The organism is Stappia sp. (assembly GCF_048261845.1).
Lineage (GTDB): Bacteria > Pseudomonadota > Alphaproteobacteria > Rhizobiales > Stappiaceae > Stappia.
On record NZ_JBLXFR010000022.1, the window covers coordinates 1 to 16,481 of the forward strand.

Consider the following 16,481-nt stretch of genomic DNA (forward strand, 5'->3'; position numbering starts at 1 on the left):
AGTTCGGCGATGCGCGGCGCGCGCGCCGCCAGCGCCGGCGTGCCCGCATCGTGGCGCGCAGCGAAGCGCGACAGCACCGCGTCGACGTCGGCCTCCTCGCCGAGCGCCGTCGTCAGCGCATCGAGATCGGCGGAAGCAACCGCATGGGTGAGTATCCCGGCCCACAGCGCGTCGGCCTGTTTCAGGCGGCCGGCGGAGAGCGCCGCCATCATGCCGGTCTGGTCCGGCATGCGCGGCAGGAAATAGCTGCCGCCGACATCGGGGAAGAAGCCGATCCCGGTCTCGGGCATGGCGAATGTGGTGCGTTCCGTGCCGACCCGGTGGCTGCCATGCACGGACAAGCCGACACCGCCGCCCATGACGATGCCGTCGACCAGCGCCACATAGGGCTTGGAATAGCGCTTGATCCGGACATTGAGCCGATACTCGTCGGCGAAAAAGGAACGCTGGGCCGGATCGCCCGCCTTGCCCATGTCGTAGACGCGGCGAATGTCGCCGCCGGCGCAAAAGGCCTTCTCGCCCGCAGCCCGCACCACCACGAGGCGGACCGAGGCATCGTCTTCCCAGGCGGCCAGCGTGTCGGCCATCCGCAGAACCATGTCATGTGTCAGGGCATTGAGGGCCTTGGGCCGGTTCAGCGTGACAACGCCGGCATGACCGACGCGATCGAAAAGAATTTCAGGCTCACTCATCAACTACCCTCAACAAATATATCGGACCACTCGTTCAATTCAACGCATGACTGAAATCACGACAGTCATACCGGTAGCGTTCCCGTCAGTCCTTGAGCAGATCCCTTGCGATGATCACCCGCATGATCTCGTTTGTACCTTCAAGGATCTGGTGAACCCGGACATCCCGCAGGTAACGCTCCACCGGATAGTCACGCAGATAGCCGTATCCGCCATGCAATTGCAACGCCTCGTTGACCACCGCGAAGCCGACATCGGTCGCCATGCGCTTTGCCATCGCCGCCATGCGTGTCGCATCCGGGGTCTTGGCATCGACCAGCGTCGCCGCCTTGTGAAGCAGCAGCCGCGCCGCCTCCAGGTCCGTCGCCATGTCCGCAAGGCGGAACTGCAGTGCCTGGAATTCCGCCAGCGCCTTGCCGAACTGCTTGCGCTCCTTGAGGTAGGCGATCGACCGCTCCAGGCAGCTCTGGGCGGCGCCCAGCGAACATGCGCCGATGTTGAGCCGCCCGCCGTCGAGGCCGGCCATGGCGATCGAAAAGCCCTGCCCCTCCTCGCCGATGCGGTTTTCCACCGGCACCCGGCAGTCGGAGAAATTCACCTGCGCGGTCGGCTGGCTCTTCCAGCCGAGCTTGACCTCCTGCGCGCCGAAACTGAGCCCCGGCGTGTCCTTTTCCACGACAAGGCAGGAAATGCCCTTCGGTCCGTCGCCGCCGGTGCGCACCATCACCACATAGACATCCGACATGCCGCCGCCGGAAATGAAGGCCTTGGAGCCGTTCAGCACGTAGTGGTCGCCATCGCGAACCGCACGGGTGCGCAGGCTGGCGGCATCCGAGCCGGCGCCCGGTTCGGTCAGGCAATAGCTGGCGAAATGTTCCATCGAGCAGAGGGCGGGCAGGAACCTCTCCCGCTGCGCCTGCGATCCGAAACGGTCGATCATCCAGGCGGCCATGTTGTGGATCGAGATATAGGCCGCTGTCGAGGTACAGCCGCGCGACAATTCCTCGAAGATCACCGCCGCGTCGAGGCGGCCAAGTCCGGAGCCGCCGACATCGTCGCCCACATAGATCCCACCGAAGCCGAGTTCGGCCGCCTTGCGCAGGGTTTCAACGGGAAAGAAGGATTTCTCGTCCCACTCAGCAGCGTGAGGTTCCATCTCGTCGCGGGCGAATTGCCGGGCGACATCCTGAAACGCGCGCTGGTCCTCACCGAGAGCGAAATCCATGGGCCTGTACCCTCCCCTTGCCCGGCCCGCCCGCCGGTTGTCTTGTCGACCTGTTCCTGCCGGCAGCCGCGCAAAGAGCCGCGCCGTCACGGCGGTGCTGGTTGGATATCGGGCGCCCGGGCCTGCGTCAATCAGGCCGTGGGTCGCACGCCATCAGCACCTTCCGGTCACCCGCCTTGCGGTGCTAGGCTCCGGCAACCGAAGCACAAGCAAATCACGGACGATGCGATGAACGCCCCCCAGCCTCCTGTTTCCCGCCTCCCGTCAGCCAATGTCGACGCGGTCACCGGCGGCCGGCGGATGCGCCGCAACCGGCGCACGGACTGGTCCCGCCGGCTGGTGCGCGAGAACACGCTGACCGTCGACGACCTGATCTGGCCGCTGTTCCTGACCGACGGCAACGGCGTCGAACAGCCGGTGCCGTCCATGCCCGGCGTCACCCGCTACTCCGTCGACCGGATCGTTGCCCAGGCGGAGATCGCGGCGGAACTCGGCATTCCCGCGCTGGCGCTGTTTCCCAATACCGATCCGGCAAAACGCGACGCGATGGGTACCGAAGCCCTCAATTCCGGCAACCTGATCTGCCAGGCCTGCCGGGCAATCCGGGCGGCGGGACTGCCGGTCGGGCTGATCACGGACGTGGCGCTCGACCCCTATACCAGCCACGGCCATGACGGACTGATGGAGGGCGAGACGATCCTCAACGACGAGACGGTGGAACAGCTTGTCGCCCAGGCACTCCTGCAGGTGGAGGCCGGCTCCGACGTGATCGCGCCGTCCGACATGATGGACGGGCGCGTCGGCGTCATCCGTTCCGCGCTGGACACGGCCGGTTTTCAGGACATCCAGATCATGTCCTACGCGGCGAAATACGCCTCCGCCTTCTACGGCCCGTTCCGCGACGCGGTCGGCACCAACGCGACGCTGGTCGGCGACAAGCGCACCTACCAGATGGACCCGGCCAACACGGACGAGGCCCTGCACGAGGTCGAACTCGACATCGCCGAGGGCGCCGACATGATCATGGTCAAGCCGGGCATGCCGTATCTCGACATCATCCGCCGGGTGAAGGACACGTTCCTGCGGCCGACCTTCGCCTATCAGGTATCGGGCGAATACGCGATGATCCAGGCTGCGGCGCAGAACGGCTGGATCGACGGCGAGCGCGCCATGATGGAAAGCCTGATGGCGTTCAAGCGCGCCGGCTGCGACGGGGTGCTGACCTATTTCGCGCCGCAGGCCGCACGGAAGCTGATCGGCAGGGACTGAGGCGCGACGGGCGTCAGGGCCAGGTGGTCAAGATCCGTCGTCTGAGGCCCGACGCGGAGGGCCGCTTGGGGGTGGGAAGCGGACAATCCGCTTCTGGTGGCGAGGGTGAGAAAACGGCCGTTGGTTGCAGTCTGAGCGATCAGCGAGAACGGAGCTGGCGACTGACTGACGCGGACCCTGCGTCTGAGGCATTTACTCTGAACCGCATGTTCACTGCTTCTTCATCTCGCAAGTAATTGTTGCGACGTTGTAGCCGGTGTCCACTCTTCGATAATGCGACGAGTTGCATTCTTCGTAGCCTTCGAGCGTCATTTTCACCGTGTTCAATTGAGAGCGTGCTATCCCAAATCTTTTCTCAGTTTCGCCTTTGAATGAATCGTCAAACCAGAGGGAGGCAGCGGCAGGTTCGGATCGAAATGTTATTTCCTGAAGCGGATCACCACCCAATCCCGCAGAAGCATTGAACACAGCGAGAGCCGCCTGGTTTCTCAGGTCGGGTAGCAATTCAGTTACCGCTGGCCCCACCACCCTGGGCTCTACTCCTTGAGTGGCTGGGTTGTATTTAACTGAAGGAAGGCGCCCGGTCTTCATTGTTAAAGCGAAAGGCTCCCGCGCGTTGAGCGCAATCTCCACGTCGCCGGTTGGGGTCACGAATTGTTGGCCAGTACGCGCTTCCGAAATTACCCAGTAGGGTCCCGAATAAACTCCAATCTCTTCAATAATCATCTTATCTCCCAGCAATCCCTTGACTTCACCAAAACTCATTCCATCATTATAGTATACGTTTATTTCGCTCGGAATTTCTATTTCGCATTCCAAAATTCTTGAAATCACAGAGTGTAGGGAATCATTTCCCAATGGAATTGGTTCTTTATACGAGAATTGAGCATATTGATCCTTTGAACACTCTGCCGCTGTAGCCGGAACAGTCGTAATCAAGGCAAGACATCCGGCAGCAAACGCGCACCTAATCATTTTCTCTCCTCCTCGCTGGCATCCCCCCGTTTGGGTTGAACATCGGTCATGGTTCCCTCACCATTTGAAGAACCAGACACGGAGGTTTTTTGGACAACTTCTTCTTGTAGATTTGAATTCGTGCCCACACCAAAAATTGGAGCCCGGCCAACAAATACTACCCGAGCGACAATGAAGAATGCGGGGATGGCGGACACGCCGACCCAAAACGCCAGCTTGGCGTGAACTTCGTTAAACCACGCTATCGTTTGCCTCAGCGAATCTTCAGTGTAGCGATGTTGGATCGCCGCATATTGACCGTACCGAAGTTGGTAGACCAAGTAGAAACAAATGAATGTGCAGGCAATAAACGCGCACCCTGCCACAACATCAATGACCGACAACGTTCTGATATTGCGCTGATCTCGGGACAACGCGTATCCGACGATCACAAAAAGGCCAAACGAGATTGATACAAAAAGCTGGGCAATCTGGGAACTGATATTAAACGCCTCTTCCAAAGGTATTCGTACCAACCTTACTTCTTCTTTTTCTTGTGGCACTTCGTGCGGCGCTGGCACACCTATGAAATTGGGGCCGAATATGTATGCCCAACCGAGCATTGCTGCGATGACTATAGCAAATGTAACCGGAGCTCCAAATTTCCGAATCTTATCCATGATTGCCGGCTCCCTACCTATACCAGCATCAAATTTATATATCAGCTAGTCCATCCCAGCAGCGTTGCGAGGCCAACTCCTGCTGCATGGCGCCGGTGTCGACGCTTCAAAAAATCCTTGAAAGCAAAACTAACCTGCTCCATTCGATCCGACAACCGGATGCCTTTCGGGCGGCGAATTTCGGGCTGCGGGCAAATCAAGCTTCACGACCGGACATAAAGTCTATTCCTGCCATCTGTCTTCCCTGCGGAACTCCCTGTCGAGACGCCAGTCCTGCGCCTTTTTTCCGCGACGGACAGGATCCGCGAGGCCGAGGACCGGGCGGCAAACCCCGCCCCTACGGCGCGAGGCCTGCCATCGGCGGGCGAGCGCCGCGAAGGGCGGCAAGGTCGGCAATCGCCGTTTGAAAGTGCGCCTCGCCGGCGACGGAGGCCAGACACAGGCGTACCGACTGGGGGGCGGCCCGCTGTTCGACCGCGAAGAAGCGGGCGGGCGAGACGCGGATACCGGCCGCCTCCGCCTCGGCGGCGAAGCCGTCCGCCGTCCAGTTTTCTCCGACCGGAAGCCAGGCAAGACCGCCCGCCAGCCGGGACCGGTCAAGATCGGGAAAGACAGCTGCGACGTGATCGGCGCGGCGGGTCAGCCCTTGCCGCAGGCGGGCGAGCCGCGCCTCGAATTCCGGATCCGCAAGGACACGGACGGCAGTCTGTGTCAGGATCGGCGAGATCATCAGGTTGAGCGCGTTCTGCACCGCCATCACCTTGCGGGCGAGCGGCCGGGGCGCGGCGACATACCCGACGCGGAGCACCGGCGCGACGCATTTCGACAGGCCGGTGACGAGCACGGTCGTGTCCGGTGCGAGATGCGAGAAACCGGGAACGCGCGCCTGCTCCAGAAAGCCGTAGACCTGATCCTCGACGATGGGGACGCCGTGGCGCAGCGCGACCTCGGCCAGTTGCTCGCGGCGGCGAAGCGGCATTGTCCGGCCCGTGGGGTTCTGCACGGCCGGCATCAGGAACACACAGGAAACCGGTGAGCGACGACAGAGCGCGTCGAGCGCATCCGGATCCATGCCGTCCTCGTCCATGCGCAAGGGCAAGAGGCGCTCGCGGATCGCGGCCGCCGCGCCGATCGCGCCGGGATAGGTGAGCGTGTCGCAGGCAATCCCGCCGCCGGGCTGCTGCAACGCCAGGAAGACCGCCGAAAGCGCCGCCTGAGCCCCGGCGGTGACAACGATCTCGTCGGCCGAGGCGATATCGCGCCAACGCGACAGGAACGGGACCGTGCTCTCGCGCTCGTCGCCATCCTCTCCAACCCCGCGATAGGAAAGCGGGACCGAGCGCCCGGCAATCATCGTTGTGGTCTGCTGCAGCGCCCGCGTCAGCAGCGGGCCGGCATCCTCCATCAGGAAACCATTGACGCTGAAGTCGGCCACCGCGCGCGCGTCAGGCGCTTCCGTCCTGCGCCCGTCTTCGCGCGGTTGCGGAAAAGCCAGCTTGCGGTCGCCGCCGCCAACGAACGTGCCGCGTCCGACCTCGCCATGAGCCAGTCCCGCCGCGACCAGACCGCGATAGGCGCGCGCGACGGTGCCGGGCGCGCAGCCGAGTTTCCAGGCCGCTTCGCGAATCGGCGGAAGACGCTCGCCGGGAGACAGCCGCCCGTCCTCGATGCCGCGCCGCAGATGCTGCTCCAGCGATCGTGCGCCCGGCACGGAGCCGTTGTCGGCCAACTGGGAGAATATTGTCATGAGCACAATGTTATCATTGTATCAGATATTGTTTCAATTCAATTGTCCTGACCTGGCACAATCCTGCCGCGCGGCTCGCTCGCCCGCGGCCCTGCAAGGTTCGAGGCAATGTCTTCCGAAATGCTGATGCCCGCCGCCCAGTTCGGGTTGCTGGCCCTGTTCGTGGCGGCGATGGTCGGTTCTCCCGGTCCCGCCAACATGTCGCTGATGGCAAGCGGCCTCGCCTTCGGGGCGCGGCCCGCCCTGCCCTTCATGGCCGGTACGATGAGCGGCTTCCAGGTGATCTTCTGGCTCAATGTCGCCGGGCTTTTCGCCTTGCTGCAGAGCGCACCGCACGTCTTTCAGGTCCTGCGCTGGGCCTGCATGGGGTACATTCTGTATCTCGCCTGGACCATCCTGCGCAGCAACGGTGCCGGCGGCCGCGCCATGGAGCGGGTTCCGGGATATCTGCGCGGCTTCTGGGTGCATCCGCTCAACCCGAAAGCCTATGCAATGCAGATCGCCGGAATCAGCCAGTTCGTCTCGGCCGAGCGCTACTTCCTCGATGCGCTCGTGCTCTCGCTCACGTTCCTGCTGCTCGGCGGCTTTCTCAACGGGTTGTGGCTCCTGGCCGGCGGATGGCTGCGGCAGGGCAGCGGCCCGGGTCGTTTCCTGCAGGGCCTCAGGATCGCGCTTGCCGGACTGATGGTCGGTTCCACCATCCTGAGCTTGCAAATGATCCCGGCTTGATGGCAGTTGGGGCAAGCTTTCCCAAGTCAGGTTGCTCCAATGCAGGTCACGCTGGACACGATCACCCGCGCCGCCAGCCTCATCGAAGGGGCGGTGATGCGCACGCCCTGCCTGCCGGCGCCGAAACTCTCGCTGCTCACCGGCGCAGAAGTCTTCGTCAAATACGAGAACCTGCAGGTCACCAACGCGTTCAAGGAACGCGGCGCGCTGGTCAAGCTGGACACGCTCACGCCCGATGAACGCCGGCGCGGCGTCATCGCAATGTCCGCCGGCAACCATGCCCAGGCGGTTGCCTATCACGCCGCCCGGCTCGGCATTCCCGCGACAATCGTGATGCCGGAACCCACCCCTTTCGTGAAGGTGGCGGCGACGCGCGGCTATGGCGCGCGGGTGGTGCTCGCCGGCGAAATGCTGGCCGACGCGCAGGCCGAGGCCGAGCGCATCGCAGCCGATGAAGGTCTCGTCTGGGTGCACCCTTACGATGATCCCGCGATCATTTCCGGACAGGGGACAATCGCGCTGGAAATGCTCGCGGACCAGCCGGATCTCGACTGCCTCGTCGTGCCGATCGGCGGCGGCGGGCTGATCTCGGGCATGGCAACCGCCGCCAAGGCGCTGAAACCCGGCATCGAGGTGATCGGCGTCGAGGCCGAGCTCTACCCCTCGATGATCGGCGCGCTGCGCGGCGGCGAGGTCAGGTGCGGCGGCGCGACGCTGGCCGAGGGCATCGCGGTAAAGAATGTCGGCAAGCTGACGCTCGAGATCGTACGCCGCACCGTCGATGACATCCTGCTCGTCGACGAAGCGGCACTGGAGCGCGCGGTCAACGCCTATCTCACACGTCAGAAGACGATGGCGGAAGGCGCGGGCGCGGCCGGTCTGGCCGCGCTTCTCAGCTATCCCGAACGCTTCGCCGGCCGCAGGACGGGCCTGGTGCTGTGCGGGGGCAACATCGATCCGCGGCTGCTCTCCTCGATCATGGTGCGGGAGCTGGCGCGTGAAGGGCGGCTCCTGTCGATCCGCATCACGACGGCCGACCGGCCGGGCATTCTCGGCGAGATCTCGACACTGATCGGCCGGCTCGGCGGCAACATCCTGGAAGTGTCGCACCACAGGCTGTTTCTCAACGTTCCGGCAAAGGGCACGACGCTCGACGTGGCGATGGAAACCCATGACCGCGACCATGCCGCCCGCATCCACGAAGCGCTCGAGCAGGCCGGCCATTCGGTGCGCATGCTCGATCTCGGCGAATCGCGCATTTAGGCCCGGTTTGAAATTCCGCGCGGCAATGCCCACGTGAGCCCGATGAACGCACGAAAGGATGCCATGCAGAACCCGTCTGAAACCGACTTCATGGCGCGCCCGTCGGCCGGCTTCGACGATCCGCGCCTTTATGCCAATGTCCGCACCAACCGGATCTTCGCCTTTCTCCTCGACGCCGTGCTGATCATCGCGCTGACGGCGCTTGCCGGGCTTCTGGTCGGCATCCTGGGCATTTTCACCTTCGGCCTTGGCTGGCTGCTCATGCCGATCCTGTGGCCGGCAGTGGCGCTCGCCTATGTCGCCTTCACGCTGGGCGGCGCCAACAGCGCGACCCCGGGCATGCGGACCATGGGACTGACCATGCGGATGGTGTCCGGCAAGCGGCCCGACGTGCTGATCGCCGGCATGCATGCATTGCTGTCCTGGTTCTCGATCACCATCCCCCTGCTTCTGCTTGCCACCTTCTTCAACGGCGAGAAGCGCCTGCTGCACGACATCGTGCTGGGCACCGTGGTCTTCAACCGCGAAAGTGGAATGAACTGACCGAAAGTCGAAGGTTCAGGAAAAATCATTCTCTTCCACACCGTAGGCACATGCCTGTTTGCCGCTTTGCGAAACGGCCCGGGACCGGTACAAATGAGGTCGAGCGCACGCCGCGCCGCCCGCCTCGACGGCGTGCGATCCGTTTGAGGAGATGGGCCCCGACGTATGCTGCCAGCCGATCCCGCGATGATCCTGACGTTCGTGGTGATCGTTTTCACCATCGTGCTCTATGCACTGGAACGCTTCGCGCTTGAGGCGGTGGCGCTCGGGTCCGTCGTCGCCTTTCTCCTGATTTTCAGCGTTTTCGAACCGGCGAACGGCGGCTCCATCGGCCCGAGCGAACTGCTTGCCGGCTTCGCCAATCCGGCGCTCGTCACCGTCATATGCCTCCTGATCGTCGGCCAGGGCCTGTTCCAGACCGATGCGCTGGAGCGCCCTGCCAAGATCATCGTCGATGCAACGCGACGACGGCCGATGCTCGCGGCGGCACCCATTTTGATCGCCGTCGCGGTGATCAGCGGCTTTCTCAACAACACCCCCGTCGTCGTGATGTTCCTGCCGATCCTGTCGGCAGTGGCTGCGGCCCAGGGAAAGTCGGCAGGCCGCCTGCTGATGCCGCTCTCCTTCATCGCCATCCTGGGCGGCATGACAACCCTGATCGGTTCGTCCACCAACCTGCTGGTCGCCGACGTGGCGGCCCGAACCAGCGATCTGAAGCTTGGCTTCTTCAGCTTCACCGGGATCGGCGTCATCCTGGCCGCCGTCGGCAGCCTCTACGTGCTGTTCGTCATGCCCTACCTGCTGAAGCCTCGCCGCTCGATGGCGGACGAACTGCAGGTCTCCTCTGGCAAGCAGTTCATCGCCCAGATCGCCATCCACAGCGGCCATCCGCTGGAAGGCGTGACCTCGGTCGCGGGGCTGTTCCCGGCGCTGAAGGACATGACGGTGCGCCTGGTGCAACGCGGCGAACGGCCGATTCTCCCGCCCTTCGAGAATGTCACTTTGATGCCCGGCGACACGGTGATCGTTGCCGCCACCCGCACGGCTCTCACGGCCGCCCTGTCGCAGCGCCGGCCACTGATGGCCACCGACGGGGACGACGCTTCCGATAGCGAGAACGGCGCGCCCCAGCAACGTTCACTGACACTTGCGGAAGTGGTCGTTGCCCCGGCCTCGCGCATTTCCGGGCGCACCATCTCGCAGAGCGGCTTTCACTCGGAGACCCAATGCGTGGTGATGGGCGTGCAGCGCCGCTCGCGCATGCCGCGCATGGCAATGACGGAGATCCGGCTGGAACCGGGCGACGTGCTGCTCGTTGCGGGCACGGCAATCGACATTCAGCGTCTGCGCAAGAACCGGGACGTCTTGCTGCTCGACTGGTCGGCCGCGGAACTGCCGCCGCGCCGGCTGGCCCCGCGCGCCCTCGCCATCTTCGCGATCATGGTCACCGTCAGCGCCCTCGGCCTGGTGCCGATCGTCACCGCCTCCATCGCGGCGACGCTTGCCATGGTTCTGTCCGGCTGCCTCAACGTCCGTCAGGCGCTGCGCGCCGTCGACAGCCGCATCTTCATGCTGATCGGCGCCTCGATCGCCGCTGCCAGCGCGCTGGAGGTGACCGGCGGCGCCAAGGCGATCGCCGACCTTCTGGTCGCGCAGCTCCAGGGTCAGCCGCCGATGATCATGCTCTCGGCGCTGTTCCTTCTGGTGATGCTGCTCACCAACCTCCTGTCCAACAACGCCACGGCGGTTCTGTTCACCCCGATCGCGGTCAACATGGCCGTGCAGACCGGACTGCCGGTCGAGGCCTTCGTCACCTGCGTGATCTTTGCCGCAAATTGCTCCTTCGCCACGCCGATCGGTTATCAGACCAATCTGATCGTCATGGGGCCGGGTCATTACCGATTTTCGGATTTTCTTGTCGCGGGAACACCGCTTGCGTTGCTTCTTTGGCTTACCTTCACTTTTGTTGCGCCCATATACTATGGTTTCGCAATGCTGTGAGCAGCGCTGAGCGGAAAGGACGGCATTGACCCGACATCCGACCGATACACCGCAGTTCTACCTGACGGCCCCCTCACCCTGCCCCTATCTGCCGGGACAGCAGGAGCGCAAGGTCTTCACGCATCTCGTCGGCTCAAAGGCGCAGGTGCTCAACGACGTTCTGACCCAGGGCGGCTTCCGCCGGAGCCAGAACATCGCCTACCGTCCGGCCTGCGAGAACTGCCGCGCCTGCGTATCGATCCGCATCCGCGTCGACGACTTTCACTGGACGCGCTCCTTCCGCCGCCTGTGGACCCGCAACGCCGATATCGTTGCAACCGTCAGCGAGCCGGCTCCTTCCTCGCAGCAATACGATCTCTTCCGGCGTTATCTCGATGCCCGTCACGCAGGAGGGGGCATGTCGGACATGACGGTTCTCGACTATGCGATGATGATCGAGGACACCCATGTGGAGACGATGCTGGTCGAATACCGCAAGCGCGGCCCAGACACGTTCATCACCGGACGCGGAGAAGGGCCATTGCTCGGCGTTGCCCTCACCGACCGGCTGAGCGACGGCTTGTCGATGGTCTATTCGTTCTTCGAACCGGACGCCGGCAAGCGCTCCCTCGGCACTCATCTCATCCTCGACCATGTCGAGCGCGCCCGCGGGCTCGGACTGCCTTATGTCTATCTCGGATACTGGGTGAACGGCTCGCCGAAGATGGACTACAAGGCCCGGTTTCAGCCGCAGGACCATCTCGGCCCCGCCGGCTGGTTCGCCGCCGACATCCCAGGCGACACGCCGTCGGCCGACGACCGGGATGCCCGCTCCGGAAACGGTCCGGAGACTGAGGCGAATACAGGCGAAAGCGACGGTTCCAGACCGCTCGGCGGGTTCCGCTTCTAGGGTGCGGCGTCGATTTCTGCGCGCACGGCCGCGAACACGTCGCGAAACATCTCGCGCGTCAGCCGCCCGGTGTTGGTGTTGTAGCGGGAGCAGTGATAGCTGTCGAAGAGCACAAGCCCCTCACGCGGGACATGCCGCGCATTGTGGCCGAACGGATGTGCGGCGCGGCGCGCGCCAAGGGCCGTCAGCGTGGCGTCATGCGCGATACGGCCGAGTGCGACCAGACAAACCAGTGACGGCAGCGCCTCAATGGTCTGGTTCAGATAGGGAAGACAGTTGCGAATCTCGGCGCCGACGGGCTTGTTTTCCGGCGGGACGCAGCGCACGGCATTGGTGATCGCCGCATCGACCAGTTGCAGACCGTCATCCGGGCGCGCCTGATACCGGCCGCGCGCGAAGCCGAAATCCCCAAGCGTCTCGTAGAGCAGGTCACCGGCGTAATCGCCGGTGAAGGGACGTCCGGTCTTGTTGGCGCCACGCAGGCCCGGCGCGAGACCGACAATCAGCAGGCGCGGACGCGGCGCCGCGAACGTCGGCACCGGCGCGTTGTGCCAATCCGGGCTGAGGGCCCGGTGGGTCTCGCGGAACGCCACCAGACGCGGGCAGGACGGGCAGTCCCGCCCGGGGTCCGGCAGCTTGGGAGAAGCCGAAGACATTCCCGGTTCAATACTCGTCGTCGTCTTCCTCGACCTCGGCCCGGCGCACGGGAGCCGGGCGGGACGGACGCTCGGCCGGATCGCGGCCGACCTTCTTCGCCAGCGTGGCGAGATCGATGAAATGGTCCGCCTGGCGACGCAGGTCGTCGGCAATCATCGGCGGCTGGGTCTGCAGGGTGGAGACAACGCTCACCTTGCGGCCCTTGCGCTGCAACGCCTCGACGAGAGAACGGAAATCGCCATCGCCGGAAAACAGCACGATGTGATCGACATGCTCGACGATCTCCATGGCATCGACGGCCAGTTCGATATCCATGTTGCCCTTGATCTTGCGGCGGCCGGAGGAGTCCACAAACTCCTTCACAGGCTTGGTCACGACCTTGTAGCCGTTGTAATCCAGCCAATCGATCAGCGGACGAATGGACGAATACTCCTGATCCTCGATCAGGGCAGTGTAATAATATGCCCGCAGGAGGTATCCGGTCTTCTGGAATTCCTGAAGAAGCATCTTGTAGTCAATATCGAATCCGATGGTACGCGCCGTTGAATACAGATTCGCTCCATCAATAAATAACGCAACCTTCTCACGCGGATCGAACATCTTTTGGAATACCCTTCGCTGTAACACAGGACAATCTACGGCAGCCGAGGATCATTGTCCCCGCCGACTACAACGGGTAGCCCTGACACGCGGTTTCGCCCGCCACGCATGAGAATAAGCTATACCCGGTACCGTTTACGGATCGACCTGCAATCCGGATTACCCATCCGGTTTCCGTGCCCGTGGAGTGCATCGTCATGCAAGCACTCCGTCTTTGCTTTGGACGGCTTCTATCGCCGCCGGTATGCAAGTCCCACTACACCATTTCTCCATGAAACGGCAACAGAACTCGACGCGATTTTCACCGTGATTCGCAAGCGAACCCAAGCAATTCCGGAAACCTGATTAAAAACAATCTTGTGTCACATCCTTGCGCGAGGCTTGCGTTGGGCGGTGCAACACAGTACATGTCACCGCTTGCCGACAACAGATTATGGAGAATACCCATGGCGCGCGTGACCGTCGAAGACTGCATCGACAAGGTCGAGAACCGCTTCGAACTGGTGCTGCTTGCGAGCCATCGTGCCCGAATGATCTCCAACGGCTCGCCGCTGACCATCGACCGCGACAACGACAAGAACCCCGTCGTGGCGTTGCGCGAGGTCGCCGACGAGACCGTCAGCCCGGAAGATCTCAAGGAAGACCTGATCCACTCGCTGCAGAAGTATGTCGAGGTGGACGAGCCGGAGGCGGACGCGGTGCCGATGGTTCCCAACACCTCGTCCCAGCAGCAGCAGGGCGGCACAGAGGTCAATGCGGTGGACGACAGTGCCGTCGAATTCGACCGCATGTCGGAAGAAGACCTGCTGCGCGGCCTGGAAGGACTTGTTCCGCCGGAGCGCAAGGACGATATCTGACCGAAGACGCCCGGCGGCGCTCCAGCGCTGCCGCGCGTCGTCGAGCGGCAGACGCCGCGACGCGGCCGCTGGTCGACTTCACCATTCGTCGAAAGACCGTGGCGTAGCGGCAGCCGCACCGATGTGTGAGGCGTTTCCGCGATGATGCGGCAATACGAGCTGGTCGAACGCGTCCAGCGTTTCAATCCGAACGCCGATGAGGCGCTGCTCAACAAGGCCTATGTCTATGCCATGCAGAAGCATGGCACGCAGATGCGCGCCTCGGGCGACCCCTATTTCTCGCATCCCCTCGAAGTGGCGGCGATCCTCACGGACCTGCGCCTCGACGATGCCACCATCGCCGTCGCCCTGCTGCACGACACGATCGAGGACACGTCGGCAACGCGCGACGAGATCGACCGGCTCTTCGGCCCGGAAATCGGCAAGCTCGTCGACGGGCTGACCAAGATCAAGCGCCTCGACCTTGCTTCCAAACGGGCGAAGCAGGCCGAAAACTTCCGCAAGCTTCTGCTCGCCATTGCCGATGACGTGCGCGTGCTGCTGGTCAAGCTGGCCGACCGGCTGCACAACATGCGCACGCTCCATCACATGCCGGAGCACAAGCGCGGGCGCATCGCAGAAGAGACGATGGAGATCTATGCGCCGCTCGCCGGGCGCATGGGCATGCACGACATGCGCGAGGAGCTGGAGGACATTGCCTTCCGCACCCTCAACCCCGACGCCTATGCGGCGATCACGGATCGCCTCGGCGCGCTCGAGGAAAAGAACAAGAGCCTCATCTTCGACATCGAGCACGACCTGATGTCGCGGCTCGAAGAACGCGGCATCGCCGCGCTCGTGCGCGGCCGGGAGAAGCGGCCCCACTCGATCTTCCGCAAGATGCAGTCGAAGTCGATCGCCTTCGAACAACTGTCCGACATCTACGGGTTCCGCGTCGTGGTCGGTACGGTCGAGGCCTGCTACCGGGTGCTCGGGGTGGTTCACACCACCTGGCCGGCCGTCCCGGGGCGTTTCAAGGACTACCTGTCGACGCCCAAGCAGAACGATTACCGCTCCATCCACACGACGGTCGTGGGTCCGAGCCGGCAACGTGTCGAGTTGCAGATCCGTACGACCTCCATGGACCGGGTGGCCGAATACGGCATCGCCGCCCATGCGCTCTACAAGGACGGAGAACTCGGCGGGCGCAACGTCAACAAGCTGAACGAGGAAAGCCGCGCCTATGAATGGCTGCGGCGGACCATCGAACTGCTGTCGCAGGGCGACACGCCGGAAGAGTTCCTGGAGAACACCAAGCTGGAGCTGTTCCACGATCAGGTCTTCTGCTTCACCCCGAAGGGACGCCTGATCGCCCTGCCGCGCGGCGCAACGCCGATCGACTTCGCCTATGCGGTCCATACCGACATCGGCAACACCTGCGTCGGCGCCAAGATCAACGGCCAGATCATGCCGCTGGTCACCGAGCTGAGGAACGGCGACGAGGTCGACATCGTGCGCAGCCAGGCGCAGACGCCGCCACCGGCCTGGGAATCGATCGCGGTCACCGGCAAGGCCCGCGCGGCCATTCGCCGGGCAACGCGCGAGAGCGCCCGCCAGCAATACGGCTCGCTCGGCCGGCATATCCTGGAGCGCGCGTTCCAGCGCGCCGGCCACGCATTCAACGACGACCGTCTCGGCAGCGCGCTGTCGCCGCTCGGCTTCACCGCCGTGGGAGACCTCCTGGCGGCCGTCGGGCGGGGCGAAATCCGCGCCCACGAAATCGTGGCGACGCTCTATCCCGACTATCGCGACGACCGGCTGCCCAATGCCGCGCATGGTCCGGAAGACGGCTGGTTCGACCTTGAATCCGGCAGCGGCATGAAATTCAGGATACCGGAGAGCGACGAGGACGCGGATTCGTCCCGCCCGCTTCCAATTCGCGGTCTCGCCGGCGATTTGCCGGTTTCCTTCGCGCCCGATGGCGGCGCGGTGCCTGGAGACCGAATCGTTGGCATCCTGACACCGGGCATCGGCGTCACCATCTATCCGATACAGTCCCCTGCCCTGCAGGCATTCGAGGACGAGACGGACCGCTGGCTCGATGTCCGCTGGGACATGAGCGAGGAGCATCGCGAGCGCTTCCCCGCGAGAATCAACGTCTCGGCGCTCAACGAGCCGGGGTCGCTGGCCACGATCGCCGCGACAATCGCCGAACTGGACGGAAACATCGACAATCTGAAAATGCTGCGAAGGGCGGCGGATTTTCACGAAATCCTTATCGATCTTGAGGTATGGGATCTGAAACATCTCACCCGCATCATGAACCAGCTGCGGGCGAAGACGAACGTATCGAGCGTGACACGGGAAATCGGCTAGAACACCGGCATCGGCCGGGT

14 protein-coding genes and 1 pseudogene are annotated in these 16,481 nt (G+C 63.4%); 8 read left to right on the forward strand and 7 right to left on the reverse strand.

The features are described 5' to 3' along the window. Both ACN0T5_RS10950 and ACN0T5_RS10955 read right to left on the reverse strand, forming a co-directional pair. A partial coding sequence (locus tag ACN0T5_RS10950) for an enoyl-CoA hydratase/isomerase family protein (protein WP_417768671.1) occupies window positions 1-692 on the reverse strand: 692 nt, incomplete at its 3' end. An 85-nt stretch (window positions 693-777) separates the two neighbouring features. Continuing rightward, window positions 778-1,917 (reverse strand): isobutyryl-CoA dehydrogenase, encoded by a 1,140-nt coding sequence (locus ACN0T5_RS10955; RefSeq protein ID WP_417768672.1) that lies wholly within the window; start codon window positions 1,915-1,917, stop codon window positions 778-780. Window positions 1,918-2,217: 300 nt separating this feature from the next. On the opposite strand from ACN0T5_RS10955, the gene hemB reads away from it, so the two are divergent. Further along, a complete protein-coding gene (gene hemB / locus ACN0T5_RS10960) occupies window positions 2,218-3,186 on the forward strand; it encodes a porphobilinogen synthase (protein WP_417768734.1) in 969 nt (322 codons plus the stop codon). A 210-nt stretch (window positions 3,187-3,396) separates the two neighbouring features. Here the strand turns inward: hemB and ACN0T5_RS10965 are convergent, their stop codons facing one another. The 3 genes from ACN0T5_RS10965 to ACN0T5_RS10975 all read right to left on the reverse strand — a co-directional run bounded on the left by ACN0T5_RS10965 (window position 3,397) and on the right by ACN0T5_RS10975 (window position 6,567). After that, window positions 3,397-4,125 (reverse strand): hypothetical protein, encoded by a 729-nt coding sequence (locus tag ACN0T5_RS10965; RefSeq protein ID WP_417768673.1) that lies wholly within the window; start codon window positions 4,123-4,125, stop codon window positions 3,397-3,399. A 32-nt stretch (window positions 4,126-4,157) separates the two neighbouring features. Continuing rightward, window positions 4,158-4,820: a hypothetical protein gene (locus ACN0T5_RS10970; RefSeq protein WP_417768674.1), complete on the reverse strand. Its 663-nt coding sequence runs from the start codon at window positions 4,818-4,820 to the stop codon at window positions 4,158-4,160. Between the two features lie 337 nt (window positions 4,821-5,157). Further along, a complete protein-coding gene (locus tag ACN0T5_RS10975) occupies window positions 5,158-6,567 on the reverse strand; it encodes a PLP-dependent aminotransferase family protein (RefSeq protein WP_417768675.1) in 1,410 nt (469 codons plus the stop codon). 108 nt (window positions 6,568-6,675) lie between these two features. On the opposite strand from ACN0T5_RS10975, the gene ACN0T5_RS10980 reads away from it, so the two are divergent. From ACN0T5_RS10980 to ACN0T5_RS11000, 5 genes and pseudogenes are all read left to right on the forward strand, one after another. Continuing rightward, on the forward strand, window positions 6,676-7,296 hold the full coding sequence (locus ACN0T5_RS10980; RefSeq protein ID WP_417768676.1) for a LysE family translocator: 621 nt from the start codon (window positions 6,676-6,678) through the stop codon (window positions 7,294-7,296). A 39-nt stretch (window positions 7,297-7,335) separates the two neighbouring features. Continuing rightward, entirely contained in the window at window positions 7,336-8,559 is a 1,224-nt protein-coding gene (locus ACN0T5_RS10985; RefSeq protein ID WP_417768677.1) for a threonine ammonia-lyase, read from the forward strand. Between the two features lie 42 nt (window positions 8,560-8,601). Then, the gene (locus tag ACN0T5_RS10990) at window positions 8,602-9,102 is read left to right on the forward strand and encodes an RDD family protein (RefSeq protein ID WP_417768678.1); all 501 of its coding nucleotides are present in this window, start codon (window positions 8,602-8,604) and stop codon (window positions 9,100-9,102) included. 165 nt (window positions 9,103-9,267) lie between these two features. After that, window positions 9,268-11,103 (forward strand): SLC13 family permease, encoded by a 1,836-nt coding sequence (locus ACN0T5_RS10995; RefSeq protein WP_417768679.1) that lies wholly within the window; start codon window positions 9,268-9,270, stop codon window positions 11,101-11,103. A 25-nt stretch (window positions 11,104-11,128) separates the two neighbouring features. Further along, a pseudogene (locus ACN0T5_RS11000) lies at window positions 11,129-11,860 on the forward strand (arginyltransferase); the annotation flags it as partial. Window positions 11,861-11,988: 128 nt separating this feature from the next. Here the strand turns inward: ACN0T5_RS11000 and ACN0T5_RS11005 are convergent. Further along, entirely contained in the window at window positions 11,989-12,648 is a 660-nt protein-coding gene (locus tag ACN0T5_RS11005) for a uracil-DNA glycosylase (protein ID WP_417768680.1), read from the reverse strand. Window positions 12,649-12,655: 7 nt separating this feature from the next. Beyond that, complete coding sequence (locus ACN0T5_RS11010) at window positions 12,656-13,249, reverse strand: NYN domain-containing protein (RefSeq protein ID WP_417768681.1); 594 nt, start codon at window positions 13,247-13,249, stop codon at window positions 12,656-12,658. A gap of 446 nt (window positions 13,250-13,695) precedes the next feature. Here ACN0T5_RS11010 and rpoZ point away from each other — a divergent pair, with 446 nt between their 5' ends. Beyond that, on the forward strand, window positions 13,696-14,106 hold the full coding sequence (gene rpoZ / locus ACN0T5_RS11015) for a DNA-directed RNA polymerase subunit omega (protein WP_306027617.1): 411 nt from the start codon (window positions 13,696-13,698) through the stop codon (window positions 14,104-14,106). Between the two features lie 141 nt (window positions 14,107-14,247). Beyond that, the gene (locus ACN0T5_RS11020) at window positions 14,248-16,461 is read left to right on the forward strand and encodes a RelA/SpoT family protein (RefSeq protein WP_417768682.1); all 2,214 of its coding nucleotides are present in this window, start codon (window positions 14,248-14,250) and stop codon (window positions 16,459-16,461) included. Window positions 16,462-16,481 lie beyond the last annotated feature (20 nt).

Excerpts from the sequence above, each read along its gene's own strand:
- rpoZ (WP_306027617.1), top strand. The coding sequence starts at position 13,696 with ATGGCGCGCGTGACCGTCGAAGACTGCATCGACAAGGTCGAGAACCGC.
- ACN0T5_RS11020 (WP_417768682.1), top strand. The coding sequence starts at position 14,248 with ATGATGCGGCAATACGAGCTGGTCGAACGCGTCCAGCGTTTCAATCCG.
- hemB (WP_417768734.1), top strand. The coding sequence starts at position 2,218 with ATGCGCCGCAACCGGCGCACGGACTGGTCCCGCCGGCTGGTGCGCGAG.
- ACN0T5_RS10990 (WP_417768678.1), top strand. The coding sequence starts at position 8,602 with ATGAACGCACGAAAGGATGCCATGCAGAACCCGTCTGAAACCGACTTC.
- ACN0T5_RS11010 (WP_417768681.1), bottom strand. The coding sequence starts at position 13,249 with ATGTTCGATCCGCGTGAGAAGGTTGCGTTATTTATTGATGGAGCGAAT.
- ACN0T5_RS10975 (WP_417768675.1), bottom strand. The coding sequence starts at position 6,567 with ATGACAATATTCTCCCAGTTGGCCGACAACGGCTCCGTGCCGGGCGCA.
- ACN0T5_RS10995 (WP_417768679.1), top strand. The coding sequence starts at position 9,268 with ATGCTGCCAGCCGATCCCGCGATGATCCTGACGTTCGTGGTGATCGTT.
- ACN0T5_RS10980 (WP_417768676.1), top strand. The coding sequence starts at position 6,676 with ATGTCTTCCGAAATGCTGATGCCCGCCGCCCAGTTCGGGTTGCTGGCC.
- ACN0T5_RS11005 (WP_417768680.1), bottom strand. The coding sequence starts at position 12,648 with ATGTCTTCGGCTTCTCCCAAGCTGCCGGACCCCGGGCGGGACTGCCCG.
- ACN0T5_RS10955 (WP_417768672.1), bottom strand. The coding sequence starts at position 1,917 with ATGGATTTCGCTCTCGGTGAGGACCAGCGCGCGTTTCAGGATGTCGCC.
- ACN0T5_RS10985 (WP_417768677.1), top strand. The coding sequence starts at position 7,336 with ATGCAGGTCACGCTGGACACGATCACCCGCGCCGCCAGCCTCATCGAA.
- ACN0T5_RS10970 (WP_417768674.1), bottom strand. The coding sequence starts at position 4,820 with ATGGATAAGATTCGGAAATTTGGAGCTCCGGTTACATTTGCTATAGTC.